This window comes from Burkholderia sp. AcTa6-5, assembly GCF_017815075.1.
In the GTDB taxonomy this organism is placed as follows: Bacteria; Pseudomonadota; Gammaproteobacteria; order Burkholderiales; family Burkholderiaceae; genus Burkholderia; species Burkholderia sola.
The window spans coordinates 35,474-48,726 of record NZ_JAGIQE010000006.1; the positions used below are offsets into that span (position 1 = coordinate 35,474).

The following is a 13,253-nucleotide window of genomic DNA, read 5'->3' on the forward strand; positions in this document are numbered from 1 at the left end:
GTTGCGATGCTACACCACGTTGCCGAGTTGAAGGATCGGCAGATACATCGCGATCACGAGACCGCCGACGAGTGCGCCCAGCAGGATCACGATCAACGGTTCGCCGAGCGCCGCGAGCGCATCGAGGCGCGCGTCCAGCTGGCGTTCGCACAGCGCGGCGATGTCGGCGAGCATCGTGTCGAGCGCACCGGTTTCCTCGGCGACGGCGATCGGCTGCACGACGTCGTCCGGAAAGCAGCCGGCCGAATGCATCGCATCGGCCAGACGTACGCCGCGCAACACGCGTGCGGCGATGTGCGCGGTGGCGTGCGCGAACACCGGGTGGCCGGCCGTGCGCTCCAGCGTGGCGAACGCATCGGCGAGCGGCACGCCGGCGCCGAGCAGGGTCGCCAGCGAGCGGCACCAGCGTGCGGCAGCGTACCGCTCGAGCGCGCTGCCCGCGAGCGGGGCGCGCAGCAGGCGTCGCGCGAGCGCGTGACGCAGCGCGGCCGAGCGCTGCAGCGCGTGCCGCGCGGCAAGGCCCGTGGCGGCCGCGCCGGCCAGGAGTACGCCGCCCCACGCCGACAGCGCGGAGGACAGCGCGAGCAGCGCGCGGGTCGGCGCGGGCAGCGCGGCGCCGAAACCGTCGAAGATCTGCCGGAAGGTCGGCACGACCCACATCATCAATGCAGCGGAGATCGCGAGCCCGAACAGGATGACGGCGGCCGGATACGCGAGTGCGGCGCGCAGCTTGCGCCATTGCGCATCGGTGCGCTCGCGGTGTTCCGCGACCCGTGTCAGCACGACGCCGAGCGAACCGGACGCTTCGCCGACCTCGATCAACTGACGATACAGCGTGCCGAATTGCGATGGATAGCGTGCGAGCGCATCGGCGAAGCGCCGGCCGCCGACGATCTCGCGGGCGAGACCCGCGGCAATGCGCGGCACGCCGTCGCGCGTGCGGGTGCGCGCGAGCATCTCGAGCGACGGCGCGAGCGGCAGGCCGGCCTGCAGCAGGCTCGCGAGCTGGCGCGTGAAGCGCGTGATGTCGCGCGCGGCCGCCGTAGGCGGACGGGCCGGCCCGCGGACGTCGAGCGACAGTACCGCGATGCCGTCGCGCGCGAGCGTGGCGCGCGCGGCCGAGGCGTCGAACGCGATGACGATCCCGCGGCGTGGAGAGCCGTCGCGATGGCGGCCGCGCCATGCGAAGCGGGTTTCGCGCGGCGGCGTGCGCACGTTCACGCGGCGGGGGTGGCGGCGACGGCTTCCGCGAGGCTCGTCGTGCCGTCCATGACGCGCGCGAATGCCGCGTCGCGTAGCGTGCGCACGCCCTCGGCCGCCACGCAGTGCGCGAGTTCGCCGACGCTCGCCCGCGCGACGATGCGCTCGGCCAGCGCGGGTGAGACCGGCATCGTCTGATGCAGGCCGATGCGGCCGCGATAGCCGATCCCGTGACAGGCGGAACAGCCGCGCGCGACGAACGGCCGCCAGCCGGCCGCCAGCGCCGCCGGGTCGCAGCCGGATTCCCGCAGCGCGCGCGCCGATGCGTCCGAAGGCGCGCGGCAGTGAACGCACAGGCGCCGGACGAGGCGTTGCGCGGTGACGAGGTGCAGCGCGGCGGCGAGGTTGTACGGCGCGACGCCGATGTCGAGCAGCCGCGCGACGGCTGCCGGCGCGTCGTTCGTGTGCAGCGTCGACAACACGAGATGGCCGGTCTGCGCGGCCTTGATCGCGACGTCGGCCGTCTCCGCATCGCGAATCTCGCCGACCATGATGACGTCCGGGTCCTGTCGCAACAGCGCGCGCAGCGCCGTCGCGAACGTGAGCCCCGCCTTGTCGGCGACGCCGACCTGATTGATTCCGTCGAGCTGGATCTCGGCGGGATCCTCGACCGTGCAGACGTTGTGCGCGTCGCGATCGAGCATTTGCAGTGCGCAGTAGAGCGACAGCGTCTTGCCGCTGCCGGTCGGGCCCGTGACGAGCACGAGGCCATGCGGCGCGCGGATCGCGGCCTCCATCGCGGCCGCCTGCCGCGCATCGAAGCCGAGGTTGGCCAGCGTGAGATCGGGCGGCAGCGTTTCGAGCCGCCGCAGCACGAGCTTTTCGCCGAACAGCGTGGGCAGCGAACTGACACGATAGTCGCCGCGCGTGCCGCCGTCGATCGCGATGCGCAGCCGGCCGTCCTGCGGAAGCCGCCGCTCGGCGATGTCCATGCGCGAGAGCACCTTGATCCGCGTGACGAGCGCATCGCGCAGGTGCAGCGGCGGTCGCGCGTGTTCATGCAGCACGCCGTCGATGCGCAGACGGATGCGCCAGCCGGCTTCGAACGGCTCGACGTGGATGTCCGACGCGTCGCGCACGCGCGCCGCGTGCAGCGTGTCCGTCAGCAGCCGTACGGCGGGGGCATCGTCGAGCTGGGCCGCATCGAGTGCATGGGGCGCGTCGGCGGGCGGCGCGTCGGCGTGCGCGGGCGCCGACCGCGCGTGCAGCGACGCCGCGGAGGAAGGAAAGTGCATGTGAGCCGGCACGCTGGCCGCCAGTTGACCGTGATGCGCAGATCATCGCGCGTCGCGGCCGGCGCCGGCAGTCGGCCGTTCGGCTAGCGCTAGCCCGTTATTAGCGTGAACCGGCCCTAGCGCGAGGCGGCGCGCCCGGTACGCGTGCCGCGCGGCTTGAAGAGCTTGACGGTGCGTACTGCCTGATCGTCGCTGCGCATCACCTCGAGCATCACGTCGCCGATTTTCAGGCACACGTCGTCTTCCGGAATTTCCTCGAGGATCTCGAGTACCAGTCCGTTCAGCGTCTTCGGCCCGTCGGTCGGCAGTTTCAGGTGCAGCCAGCGGTTCAGCTCGCGCAGCGGCATGCTGGCCGACACGATGCATTCGCCGTTCTCGTCCCAGCCGCCCGCGCGTTCGCTGCGCGGCATCGACGTCGTGAATTCGCCGATCAGTTCCTCGATGATGTCCTCGGGCGTGACGAGCCCTTGGAGTTCGCCGTACTCGTTGACGACGAGCGCGGTGCGCTGCCGGGTTTCCTGGAAGAACTGGAGCTGCTGGACCACCGGCGTGCCGGACGGCACGTAGTACGGTTCGGCGAGCAGCGCGCGGAGCGTCTCGCGGTCGAAATCCTGGTTGTGCAGCCCGGTGAGCGTCTTGCGCACGTGCAGCACGCCGAGCACCTTGTCGATGTCGCCTTCGTAGACGACCAGCCGGTTGTGATAGCAGGTTTCGAGCTGATGCAGGATGTCGTCGAGCGGCGCGTAGAAGTTGAGCGACTCGATCTGGCGGCGCGGCACCATCACGTCGTCGACCGTGATGTTCTCGAGGTCGAACAGGTTGAGCAGGATGCTGCGGTGCTTGGTCGGCATGAAACTGCTCGATTCGAGCACGATGGCGCGCAGCTCGTCGGCCGACATCCGCTGGTCGCGGCCTGTCTTCGTGTTGATGCGCAGTACCCACAGCACGCCGTTCGCGAGCGCGTTGACGAACCACACGACCGGCTTGAACACGCGCATCAGCGGGGCGATCACGAGGCTCGCGGGCAGCGCGATGCGTTCGGGGAACGTCGCGCCGACGATCTTCGGTGCGATTTCCGCGAACACGATGATCAGGAACGCGACGACGCCGGTGGCGATCGACAGCGCGAGGTTGTTGCGGCCGAACGTATGGAGCGCGAGCGACGTCGTGAGGACCGGGATGATCGTGTTGAACAGGTTGTTGCCGATCAGGATCACGCTGAGCAGCAAGTCAGTGCGCGTGAGAAGCCCCTGCGTGGTTTTCGCGCCGAGTGCGCCCTGGCCGGCGAGATGCTTCAGCCGATGGCGGTTGAGCGCCATCATCGCGGTCTCGGAAATGGAAAAGAAGCTGGAACAGAGAAGAAGCAGGAAGACGGCGCCGATTTGCGCCCATAAGGGAATTTGGTCCACGCGTTGGAAAGGGCAGTGAAGGACAGGGATGGGGGAAATATAGCAGAGGCCGGCGACCGCGATGTGTCGCGCGCGACACGAGGGCCCGCGGCGGCCGGACGAAAAAAAACCGTGCACGCGGTGCACGGTTTTTTTAAATCTGGTCGGGGTGAGAGGATTCGAACCTCCGGCCTCTACGTCCCGAACGTAGCGCTCTACCAGGCTAAGCTACACCCCGATTTTTGCTCTTCTGACTTCGCCGTCTTCGTTAAGAATCGCTGCGTCGTCACAAGCAAGAACGTAACTATAACGATGTTTTTTCTAAAAGGGAATACTTTGATGAAGAAAATTTTCGAGACAACGCATCGCTTCGCGTTCGCGGCGTGTTTACGATTGCCGCGACGTCGAGTATGAGCACAACCCGAGCAGGCTTTCCTTGTAGATCGAATCGGGGAACGCGGCAATCGCCGCGGCGGCCGCCTGCGCTTCCTGGCGTGCGCATTCAAGCGTGTGATCGAGCGCGCCCGAGCGCGTGATCGCTTCGAAAATCGTGTCGAAGCGATCGGTGCCGCCGTGTTCGATCGCCTCGCGTGCGAGCGCCGACTGTTCGGGCGTGCCGCGCTCGATCAGATAGATGAGCGGCAGCGTCGGCTTGCCTTCGCGCAGGTCGTCGCCGGCATTCTTGCCCATTGCCTCGGCGGTGCCCGCATAGTCGAGCCAGTCGTCCATGATCTGGAACGCGGTGCCGATCCGGCGGCCGTATTCGGCGGCGGCGGCCTCGGTCGGCGCATCGGCGCCCGCGAGCACCGCGCCCAGGCGCGCCGACGCCTCGAACAGCTTCGCCGTCTTGTAGCGGATCACCTGCATGTAGCGCGTTTCGTCGACGTCCGCGTCGTGCATGTTGAGGAGCTGCAGCACCTCGCCTTCCGAAATGATCGTCGTCGCTTCGGACAGGATCTCCATCACGCGCATCTTGCCGACGCCGACCATCATCTCGAACGAGCGCGAGTAGAGGTAGTCGCCTACCAGCACGCTCGCCGCGTTGCCGAACAGCGCATTGGCCGTCTGGCGGCCGCGGCGCAGCTCGGATTCGTCGACGACGTCGTCATGCAGCAGCGTGGCCGTGTGGATGAACTCGACGACGGCGGCCAGCACGTGCCGCTGGTGCGACGTTTCGCCGAGCGCGCCGGCGACGAGCAGCAGCAACGCCGGACGCAGCCGCTTGCCGCCCGCGCCGATGATGTATTCGGCGATCTGGTTGATCAGCAGCACGTCGGACGCGAGGCTTTGCCGGATAACGCGATTCACCTGCTCCATGTCGCTGGTGATCGGGGCGAGCAGGTGGGCGGCGCTGAGGGTGGGGGAGGCGGTGGACGACGACATGATGATGGAATTGGGTGATGCCGCGGATTATAAGTCGAATCCGCGATATGCCGGTCTGTCAGACGTACCGGCGGCGCGATTTTGGCCGTCCGGCCGAAGCCCGCGCGCGGCAATCGTCGATCGGCTTTGACTTGGATGCTAAGCCCATGTATAATCACGTGTTTTCCGCGCGTGGTGTGCGGAAAAATTGGATCCAGAGTGAGGTTCTCAATGTACGCGGTCATAAAAACCGGCGGCAAGCAGTACAAGGTTGCCGTTGGCGAAAAACTCAAAGTAGAACAGATACCGGCTGACATTGACGCTGAAATCACGCTCGACCAGGTTCTCGCAGTGGGCGAAGGCGAATCGATTCAGTTCGGTACGCCGCTGGTCAGTGGGGCTTCCGTCAAGGCCACCGTTGTGTCGCACGGTCGTCATGCCAAGGTCACCATCTTCAAGATGCGTCGCCGGAAGCACTACCAAAAGCACGGCGGCCACCGCCAGAACTACACTGAGCTGCGCATCGACGCGATCAACGCGTAAGCGCCTCGGTAAAGGAGCAATCAGATGGCACACAAAAAGGCAGGCGGCTCTTCCCGGAACGGCCGCGACTCCGAGTCGAAACGTCTCGGCGTGAAAGTGTACGGCGGCCAGGCAATCAACGCTGGCGGCATCATCGTGCGTCAGCGCGGCACGCGCATGCACGCTGGCGAGAACGTCGGCATGGGCAAGGATCACACCCTGTTCGCGCTGGTCGACGGTCACGTCAAGTTCGCGACGAAGGGCGCGGACAAGAAGCATCTGGTCATCGTCGTCCCGGCGGCTGCCTAAGTCAGGCACCCACGGGCTTCGTAGCCGAAAGGCCCCGCAGTCTTCGCGGGGCCTTTTTTATTGGGTCGCCGCCCGCCAGTGCGGACCGGCGACCCTCGCGCGACCGGCGGTCGATCGGCCGAACGGCAGATTGTTCAAGCGTGCCGGCGCGCGGCACAATAGCGGAAATACTGGGCGGAGTGACGAATGAAGTTCATTGACGAAGCACGAATCGAAGTCATCGCCGGCGACGGAGGCGATGGCAGCGCGTCGATGCGCCGCGAGAAATTCGTCCCGTTCGGCGGGCCGGACGGCGGCGACGGCGGCCGGGGCGGCAGCGTTTACGCGATCGCCGACCGCAACATCAACACGCTGATCGACTACCGTTACGCGAAGAAGCACCTCGCGCGCAACGGCGAAAACGGTCGCGGCTCGGATTGCTACGGCAAGGGCGGCGACGACGTCACGCTGCGCATGCCGGTCGGCACGATCATCAGCGACATGGAAACGGGCGAGCTGATCGCCGACCTGACCGAGCACGATCAGCAGGTGATGCTCGCGCAGGGCGGCGCCGGCGGTCTCGGCAACCTGCATTTCAAGTCGAGCACGAACCGCGCGCCGCGCCAGAAGACGGACGGCAAGCCGGGCGAGCGGCGCATGCTGAAGCTCGAGCTGAAGGTGCTCGCCGACGTCGGCCTGCTCGGCATGCCGAACGCGGGGAAGTCGACCTTCATCTCGTCGGTGTCGAATGCGAAGCCGAAGATCGCCGACTACCCGTTCACGACGCTTGCGCCGAATCTCGGCGTGGTGCGGGTCGGCCCGAGCAAGAGCTTCGTGATCGCCGATATCCCGGGGCTGATCGAAGGGGCGGCCGAAGGCGCGGGCCTCGGCCATCAATTCCTGCGTCACCTGCAGCGTACCGGCGTGCTGCTGCATCTGGTCGATCTCGCGCCGTTCGACGAAAGCGTCGATCCGGTCGCGGAAGCGACGGCGATCGTCGGCGAACTGCGCAAGTATGACGAGGCGCTCTACGAGAAGCCGCGCTGGCTCGTGCTCAACAAGCTGGACATGGTGCCGGAAGACGAGCGCGAGGCGCGCGTCGCGGATTTCCTCGACCGTTTCGGCTGGGACGGCCCCGTGTTCGAGATCTCGGCGCTGACGGGCCAGGGCTGCGAAGCACTGTGCTACGCGATCTACGACTACCTCTCCGAACATTCGGACGCGCATCGCGCGGCGGAGGCGGAGGATCTCGCGGCGGACGTGCGTTTCCGCGATGCGCCGCCGGCGAAGGGCGGCGCGGCCCCGGGCGACGACGCCTGAACGGTCAGGCGGTCAGATCACGCGCCGGGCGTGCCGCCCGGCGTCGGTGTTCAATCGCGCCCGGCGGGCCGGCATCAGATACAGGAGACAGTGCAGGATGCGTTCGATCATCGCGGATTCGAAGCGATTGGTGGTGAAAGTGGGTTCCAGCCTCGTGACCAACGACGGCAAGGGGCTCGATCATGCTGCAATCGGCCGCTGGGCAGCCCAGATCGCCGCGTTGCGTGCGCAGGGCAAGGAAGTCGTGCTCGTCAGTTCGGGCGCGATTGCCGAAGGCATGCAGCGGCTCGGCTGGAGCAAGCGGCCGCGGGAAATCGACGAGCTGCAGGCCGCTGCCGCGGTCGGCCAGATGGGGCTCGCGCAAGTCTACGAGAGCCGCTTCACCGAGCACGGCATTCGCACAGCGCAGATCCTGCTCACGCACGCCGATCTGGCGGACCGCGAGCGCTACCTGAATGCGCGCTCGACGCTGCTCACGCTGCTGCGGCTCGGCGTCGTGCCGATCATCAACGAAAACGACACGGTCGTGACCGACGAAATCAAGTTCGGCGACAACGACACGCTCGGCGCGCTCGTCGCGAACCTGATCGAAGGCGATGCGCTGATCATCCTCACCGACCAGTCGGGGCTGTTCACGGCCGATCCGCGCAAGGACCCGAATGCGACGCTCGTCGGCGAGGCCAATGCGGGCGCACCGGAGCTCGAGGCGATGGCGGGCGGGGCCGGTTCGAGCCTCGGTCGCGGCGGGATGCTGACGAAGATCCTCGCGGCGAAGCGTGCGGCCCACAGCGGCGCGAATACCGTGATCGCGAGCGGCCGGGAGTCCGACGTGCTCGTGCGCCTGGCGGCCGGCGAGGCGATCGGCACGCAACTGATCGCCCGTACCGCGCGGATGGCGGCACGCAAGCAATGGATGGCCGACCATCTGCAGGTGCGCGGCCATGTCGTGATCGACGCGGGCGCGGTCGAGAAGCTGACGGCCGGCGGCAAGAGCCTGCTGCCGATCGGCGTGATCGACGTGCAGGGCGCGTTCGCGCGCGGCGAGGTGATCGCGTGCGTCGGCCCGGACGGGCGCGAGGTGGCGCGCGGGCTCACGAACTACAGCAGCGCGGAAACGAAGCTGATTCACCGCAAGCCGAGCGGCGAGATCGAGACCGTGCTCGGCTACATGCTGGAGCCCGAACTGATTCATCGCGACAACCTCGTGCTGGTGTGAGCGCCGGCCAAATGCCGCCGTTCAAATGAAAAAGCCCGCGCGATGCGGGCTTTTTTGTCCGGCGGGAGGGCGATGCGGACGACCCGCATCGCGTGCCGTCAGCGCAACTGCGTCATCGCGGTGCGGTGGAACCGGATGTTTTCGAGGATCTGCCGGGTCGAGCCCTGCGGCATCTTGTTCGCGCAGAAGTAGTCCTGGTAGAGCGCGGAGTGGTAGGCGTTCAGCTCGCCGTTCTCGATGCGCCGCCAGTCGTTCTCGACGGTGCGATCCCAGCCGTTGTGGTCCGAGTTCAGGCCGGCGTACTGCCGCCATTCGTAGGTGTCGCAGCGGATGCCTTCGTAGTTCACGTTGCGCGCACCGGCCGGGCTCGTGACGACGACTGCGTAGCGCACGACGCCGTCGCTGCCGACCTCGAGCGACTTCGCATCGACGAAGAACTTCAGCGGCGTGTTCTGCGACACGTTGAACGGCAGCAGATCGCCCGTTTGCGGCAGCGGCGGCAGCGTGTCGACGGCGTTTTCCTTCCAGGTTCCCTGACGGTCGAGCAGGTACACGAACTCGCTGTCATCCTTGTTGGACGGCGCTTTCGAGTTCGCGCAGCCGGCCAGGGCGGCCATCGCGGCGATCGATGCGAGCGCGAGAGCAATCGCTTTCAATATGCATTCCTCGTAAAAAAAGGGCGCGACACCAAGGTCGCGCCCGGTCATGCAGTCCGCCCCGTCACTTGCCGACGATCACGTGGGGCGGCATCTCGTCGAGCGTGCTCGCTTCCACTTCGATCTCCGAACAAACCACCGATGCGTCGACAATCGTCAGCGTTTGAGCCTGTGCGCCAATGACGCGCGGATAGCGCGACACACGCGGCCCGCGCGGCTTCTCGGCTCGCTGCGCCGGGCGGCGCAGGAAGCGCGACAGTTCCGTCAGCGCCAACTGATAGACATCCCGCTTGAACTCGATCACCGCATCGAGCGGTACCCAATACTCGTTCCAGCGCCACGCATCGAACTCCGGGTGGTCGGTCGCGCGCAAGCAAATGTCGCAATCGCGTCCAACCATCCGCAGCAGGAACCAGATCTGCTTCTGGCCGCGGTAATGACCGCGTACTTCGCGTTTGATGAACTTGTCAGGCACCTCGTAACGCAACCAGTCGCGGGTGCGGCCGATTATCTTGACGTGTTCCGGATGCAGGCCCGTTTCCTCGTGCAGTTCCCGGTACATCGCCTGCATGGGGGTCTCGCCGTACTTGATCCCACCTTGAGGAAACTGCCAGGAATGCTCGCGGAGCCGCTTGCCCCAAAACACCTCGTTGCGCGCGTTCAAGAGGATGATGCCGACGTTCGGGCGAAAGCCTTCACGATCCAGCATACAACCACCTTCGAATCCTTTAAAATTGCTTTGATTATAAACAGATAACGGGCGCTGCGCACCGTGACGGAGCGAATCCGCGCGGGGCACACCGGCTGAATTGTCCCTGATTAGTCTGCTACGTCATCTGCGCCATCGTCGTTCGCGGCGCGCCGCTTTTTCACCTTGAAACTTTTTCGGGCGCCCCGCCTGGGGGCGCCGTTTTTGGAACCGTCCGCATGAAAGCTTCCCGTTTCTTTATCGGCACCCTGAAAGAGGCACCCGCCGACGCAGAGATCGTCAGCCACAAGCTGATGGTCCGCGCCGGCATGATCCGTCGCGTCGCCGGCGGCATCTACAACTACCTGCCGGTCGGCCTGCGTTCGATTCGCAAGGTCGAGGCGATCGTGCGCGAGGAAATGAACCGGGCGGGCGCCATCGAGCTGCTGATGCCGGCCGTGCAGCCGGCCGAGCTGTGGCAGGAGTCGGGCCGCTGGGAGCAGTACGGCCCCGAGCTGCTGCGCTTCAAGGACCGCAAGGACAACGATTTCGTGATCGGGCCGACGCACGAGGAAGTCGTCACCGACATCGCGCGCAACCAGATCAAGAGCTACCGGCAGATGCCGGTGAACTTCTACCAGATCCAGACGAAGTTCCGCGACGAGATCCGCCCGCGCTTCGGCGTGATGCGCGGCCGCGAATTCATCATGAAGGACGCGTATTCGTTCGACAAGGATGCGGCCGGCCTGAACGAGTCGTACCGCAAGATGTACGACGCGTACGTGCGCATCTTCACGCGCCTGGGCCTCGAGTTCCGCGCGGTCGCGGCCGACAGCGGCTCGATCGGCGGCAACTTCTCGCACGAGTTCCACGTGATCGCCGATACCGGCGAGGACGCGATCGCGTACTGCCCGACGTCCGAATTCGCGGCGAACGTCGAGGCGGCCGAAGCGCTGCCGCTGACGCCTGAGCGCGCGGCGCCGGCCGAAGCGATGGAAAAGGTCGCGACGCCCGGCAAGGCGAAGTGCGAGGCCGTCGCCGAACTGCTGGCGATCCCGCTCGAGCGCACGATCAAGTCGATCGTGCTCGCGACCGACAACGAAGGCGCCGAGCCGACCATCTGGCTCGTGATGCTGCGCGGCGATCACGACCTGAACGAGATCAAGGTGTCGAAGCTGCCGGGCCTGAAGAATCACCGCTTCGCGACCGAGCAGGAAATCGTCGAGTGGTTCGGCACGCCGCCGGGCTATCTCGGCCCGGTCGGCACGAAGAAGCCGGTGAAGGTGATCGCCGACCGTACGGTCGCGAACATGAGCGATTTCGTCGTCGGTGCGAACGAGGTCGACTATCACATCGCGGGCGTGAACTGGGGCCGCGACCTGCCGGAGCCGGACGTCGCCGACGTGCGCAACGTGAAGAAGGGCGATCCGTCGCCGGACGGCAAGGGCGCGATCGACATCTGCCGCGGCATCGAAGTCGGCCACGTGTTCCAGCTCGGCACCAAGTACTCGGAAGCGATGGGCGCGACGTTCCTCGACGAGTCGGGCAAGCCGCAGCCGATGCTGATGGGCTGCTACGGCGTGGGCATCACGCGTATTCTCGGCGCGGCGATCGAACAGAACTTCGACGACCGCGGGATCATCTGGCCCGAGTCGATCGCGCCGTTCGAGGTGGTGCTGTGCCCGATGGGCTATGACCGCAGCGACATGGTGCGCGAGACGGCCGACAAGCTGTACGCGGAACTCGTCGCGGCCGGCATCGACGTGATCCTCGACGATCGCGGCGAGCGCCCGGGCGTGATGTTTGCCGACTGGGAGCTGATCGGCGTGCCGCATCGTCTCGTGATCGGCGAGCGCGGCCTGAAGGAAGGCAAGATCGAGTACCAGGGCCGCCGCGACGCCGAAGCGACGCTGCTGCCGGCCGACACGGCCGCGGCGACGGTCGCCGAAAAGATCCGCGCTGCGCTCGCGCACTAAGCGCGGCGACCGGGGGACACGATGGAATACACGTTCCTGTCGGCCACCGTGCTCCTCGTGCTGATCACGGATCCGCTCGGCAACATCCCGCTGTTCATCACGGCGATGCGGGATGTGCCGCGCGAGCGGCGCGTGAAGCTGATCCTGCGCGAAGTGGGGATCGCGTTCGTGATCCTGCTGTTCTTCATGCTGGTCGGCGACCGCTTCCTGCGGATGATGAGCCTCACCGACCTGTCGCTGCGGCTCGGCGGCGGGATCGTGCTGTTCCTGATCGCGCTGCGGATGATCTTCCCGCATCCGGACGGCGCGCTCGGCAGCGATCCGCGCGCGGGCGGCGAGCCGTTCATCGTGCCGCTCGCGATTCCGGCGCTGGCCGGGCCGTCCGCGCTCGCGACGGTGATGCTGCTGACGTCGCAGGCGCCCGGCAAAATGCTCGAGTGGGTCGGCGCGCTGACGGTCACGATGATCGTCTGCGCGATCACGCTGGTGCTGGCCGAACGGATTCAGGCGTGGCTCGGCGAGCGGACCGTCGCCGCGTTCGAGCGGCTGATGGGCCTCGTGCTCGTCGCGATCTCGGTCGAGATGCTGCTCGCGGGCATTCGCGCGTTCGTGCACCAGTTGCAGCCGTAGCGCGGGCGGCGCGGCGGGCCGACGAAAAAAAGCGGCGCTCCGGGCAACCGGAGCGCCGCTTTCTATTTATATAGCGGACAGCGCGGCGATCAGACGTTCGCGGTCAGCGCGCGGATCGTCGGCAGGTTGCGCCAGTAGCCCTTCGCGTCCATCCCGCAGCCGAACACGTAGCGGTCCGGCACCGAGAAGCCGCAGAAGTCGGGGTGCAGCGGTTTCGCCTTCGCGAGCGTCTTCTCGCACAGCACGGCCGACATGAAGCGCTTCGCGCCCATGTCGAGGATGCGGTCGCGGATCGCGGCCATCGTCTCGCCTTCGTCGAGGATGTCGTCGAGTACGAGCACGATGCGGTCCTTCACCGATTCGCGCGGCGCGACGCGCCAGTGCATCTCCGGGCTGCCCTGCGTCGTGTTGCGGTAGCGGGTCAGGTGGATGTAGTCGAATTCGAGCGGGAAATCGAGATGCGGCAGCAGCATCCCGGTAAACACCGCAGCGCCGCCCATCACCGAGAGAACGAGCGGGAACGCGTCGCCGATCTCGGCGCGGATCGCGTCGGCCATCTTCGAGATCGACGCATTGACGGCGTCGGCCGAGACGATCTCTTCGGAGTGGTCGAAAATGTGGAGGGCTTCTTCGCGGTTCATGTGTTCTGGCGGGCAGTCGGTATACAAATAAGGATGAAGCAGAACGGCAGGCGCGCGCTACGGCAAAAACC

Annotated in this window: 13 protein-coding genes and 1 tRNA gene; 6 read left to right on the forward strand and 8 right to left on the reverse strand. The window is 66.5% G+C overall.

Going from position 1 to position 13,253, the window contains the following annotated elements; all coding sequences use genetic code 11:
• Positions 1-9: 9 nt before the first annotated feature.
• From J8I33_RS10240 to J8I33_RS10260, 5 genes are all read right to left on the reverse strand, one after another.
• Positions 10-1,221: a type II secretion system F family protein gene (locus J8I33_RS10240; RefSeq protein ID WP_209935294.1), complete on the reverse strand. Its 1,212-nt coding sequence runs from the start codon at positions 1,219-1,221 to the stop codon at positions 10-12.
• Entirely contained in the window at positions 1,218-2,495 is a 1,278-nt protein-coding gene (locus tag J8I33_RS10245; RefSeq protein ID WP_050013889.1) for an ATPase, T2SS/T4P/T4SS family, read from the reverse strand. The genes J8I33_RS10240 and J8I33_RS10245 overlap by 4 nt, the downstream gene beginning before the upstream one ends.
• 116 nt (positions 2,496-2,611) lie before the next feature.
• Complete coding sequence (locus J8I33_RS10250; RefSeq protein ID WP_124556626.1) at positions 2,612-3,904, reverse strand: HlyC/CorC family transporter; 1,293 nt, start codon at positions 3,902-3,904, stop codon at positions 2,612-2,614.
• A 140-nt stretch (positions 3,905-4,044) separates the two neighbouring features.
• A tRNA-Pro gene (locus J8I33_RS10255) sits at positions 4,045-4,121 on the reverse strand.
• A 149-nt stretch (positions 4,122-4,270) separates the two neighbouring features.
• The gene (locus tag J8I33_RS10260; RefSeq protein WP_050013887.1) at positions 4,271-5,266 is read right to left on the reverse strand and encodes a polyprenyl synthetase family protein; all 996 of its coding nucleotides are present in this window, start codon (positions 5,264-5,266) and stop codon (positions 4,271-4,273) included.
• A gap of 210 nt (positions 5,267-5,476) precedes the next feature.
• Here J8I33_RS10260 and rplU point away from each other — a divergent pair, with 210 nt between their 5' ends.
• The 4 genes from rplU to proB all read left to right on the forward strand — a co-directional run bounded on the left by rplU (position 5,477) and on the right by proB (position 8,591).
• Positions 5,477-5,788: a 50S ribosomal protein L21 gene (gene rplU / locus J8I33_RS10265; RefSeq protein WP_004194344.1), complete on the forward strand. Its 312-nt coding sequence runs from the start codon at positions 5,477-5,479 to the stop codon at positions 5,786-5,788.
• A 24-nt stretch (positions 5,789-5,812) separates the two neighbouring features.
• Complete coding sequence (rpmA, locus tag J8I33_RS10270) at positions 5,813-6,076, forward strand: 50S ribosomal protein L27 (RefSeq protein WP_006476999.1); 264 nt, start codon at positions 5,813-5,815, stop codon at positions 6,074-6,076.
• Positions 6,077-6,262: 186 nt separating this feature from the next.
• Positions 6,263-7,375 (forward strand): GTPase ObgE, encoded by a 1,113-nt coding sequence (gene obgE, locus J8I33_RS10275; protein ID WP_050013886.1) that lies wholly within the window; start codon positions 6,263-6,265, stop codon positions 7,373-7,375.
• A 97-nt stretch (positions 7,376-7,472) separates the two neighbouring features.
• Positions 7,473-8,591, forward strand: a complete 1,119-nt coding sequence (proB, locus tag J8I33_RS10280; protein WP_050013885.1) for a glutamate 5-kinase — start codon at positions 7,473-7,475, stop codon at positions 8,589-8,591.
• A 98-nt stretch (positions 8,592-8,689) separates the two neighbouring features.
• On the opposite strand, the gene J8I33_RS10285 is transcribed toward proB, so the two are convergent.
• Together J8I33_RS10285 and J8I33_RS10290 are read right to left on the reverse strand one after the other, a co-directional pair.
• A complete protein-coding gene (locus J8I33_RS10285; RefSeq protein WP_050013884.1) occupies positions 8,690-9,298 on the reverse strand; it encodes a CNP1-like family protein in 609 nt (202 codons plus the stop codon).
• Positions 9,299-9,311: 13 nt separating this feature from the next.
• The gene (locus tag J8I33_RS10290; RefSeq protein ID WP_050013883.1) at positions 9,312-9,956 is read right to left on the reverse strand and encodes an RNA pyrophosphohydrolase; all 645 of its coding nucleotides are present in this window, start codon (positions 9,954-9,956) and stop codon (positions 9,312-9,314) included.
• Positions 9,957-10,174: 218 nt separating this feature from the next.
• Here J8I33_RS10290 and J8I33_RS10295 point away from each other — a divergent pair, with 218 nt between their 5' ends.
• Entirely contained in the window at positions 10,175-11,911 is a 1,737-nt protein-coding gene (locus tag J8I33_RS10295; protein WP_050013882.1) for a proline--tRNA ligase, read from the forward strand.
• Between the two features lie 21 nt (positions 11,912-11,932).
• Positions 11,933-12,541, forward strand: coding sequence for a MarC family protein (locus J8I33_RS10300; RefSeq protein WP_050013881.1), 609 nt, complete (start codon positions 11,933-11,935; stop codon positions 12,539-12,541).
• Positions 12,542-12,630: 89 nt separating this feature from the next.
• Here the strand turns inward: J8I33_RS10300 and J8I33_RS10305 are convergent, their stop codons facing one another.
• Positions 12,631-13,182: a hypoxanthine-guanine phosphoribosyltransferase gene (locus J8I33_RS10305; protein ID WP_023477519.1), complete on the reverse strand. Its 552-nt coding sequence runs from the start codon at positions 13,180-13,182 to the stop codon at positions 12,631-12,633.
• Positions 13,183-13,253 lie beyond the last annotated feature (71 nt).

Coding starts and splice junctions, on each gene's coding strand:
- J8I33_RS10245 (WP_050013889.1), bottom strand. CDS start 2,495: ATGCACTTTCCTTCCTCCGCGGCGTCGCTGCACGCGCGGTCGGCGCCC.
- proB (WP_050013885.1), top strand. CDS start 7,473: ATGCGTTCGATCATCGCGGATTCGAAGCGATTGGTGGTGAAAGTGGGT.
- J8I33_RS10290 (WP_050013883.1), bottom strand. CDS start 9,956: ATGCTGGATCGTGAAGGCTTTCGCCCGAACGTCGGCATCATCCTCTTG.
- J8I33_RS10305 (WP_023477519.1), bottom strand. CDS start 13,182: ATGAACCGCGAAGAAGCCCTCCACATTTTCGACCACTCCGAAGAGATC.
- obgE (WP_050013886.1), top strand. CDS start 6,263: ATGAAGTTCATTGACGAAGCACGAATCGAAGTCATCGCCGGCGACGGA.
- rplU (WP_004194344.1), top strand. CDS start 5,477: ATGTACGCGGTCATAAAAACCGGCGGCAAGCAGTACAAGGTTGCCGTT.
- J8I33_RS10295 (WP_050013882.1), top strand. CDS start 10,175: ATGAAAGCTTCCCGTTTCTTTATCGGCACCCTGAAAGAGGCACCCGCC.
- rpmA (WP_006476999.1), top strand. CDS start 5,813: ATGGCACACAAAAAGGCAGGCGGCTCTTCCCGGAACGGCCGCGACTCC.
- J8I33_RS10260 (WP_050013887.1), bottom strand. CDS start 5,266: ATGTCGTCGTCCACCGCCTCCCCCACCCTCAGCGCCGCCCACCTGCTC.
- J8I33_RS10285 (WP_050013884.1), bottom strand. CDS start 9,298: ATGACCGGGCGCGACCTTGGTGTCGCGCCCTTTTTTTACGAGGAATGC.
- J8I33_RS10300 (WP_050013881.1), top strand. CDS start 11,933: ATGGAATACACGTTCCTGTCGGCCACCGTGCTCCTCGTGCTGATCACG.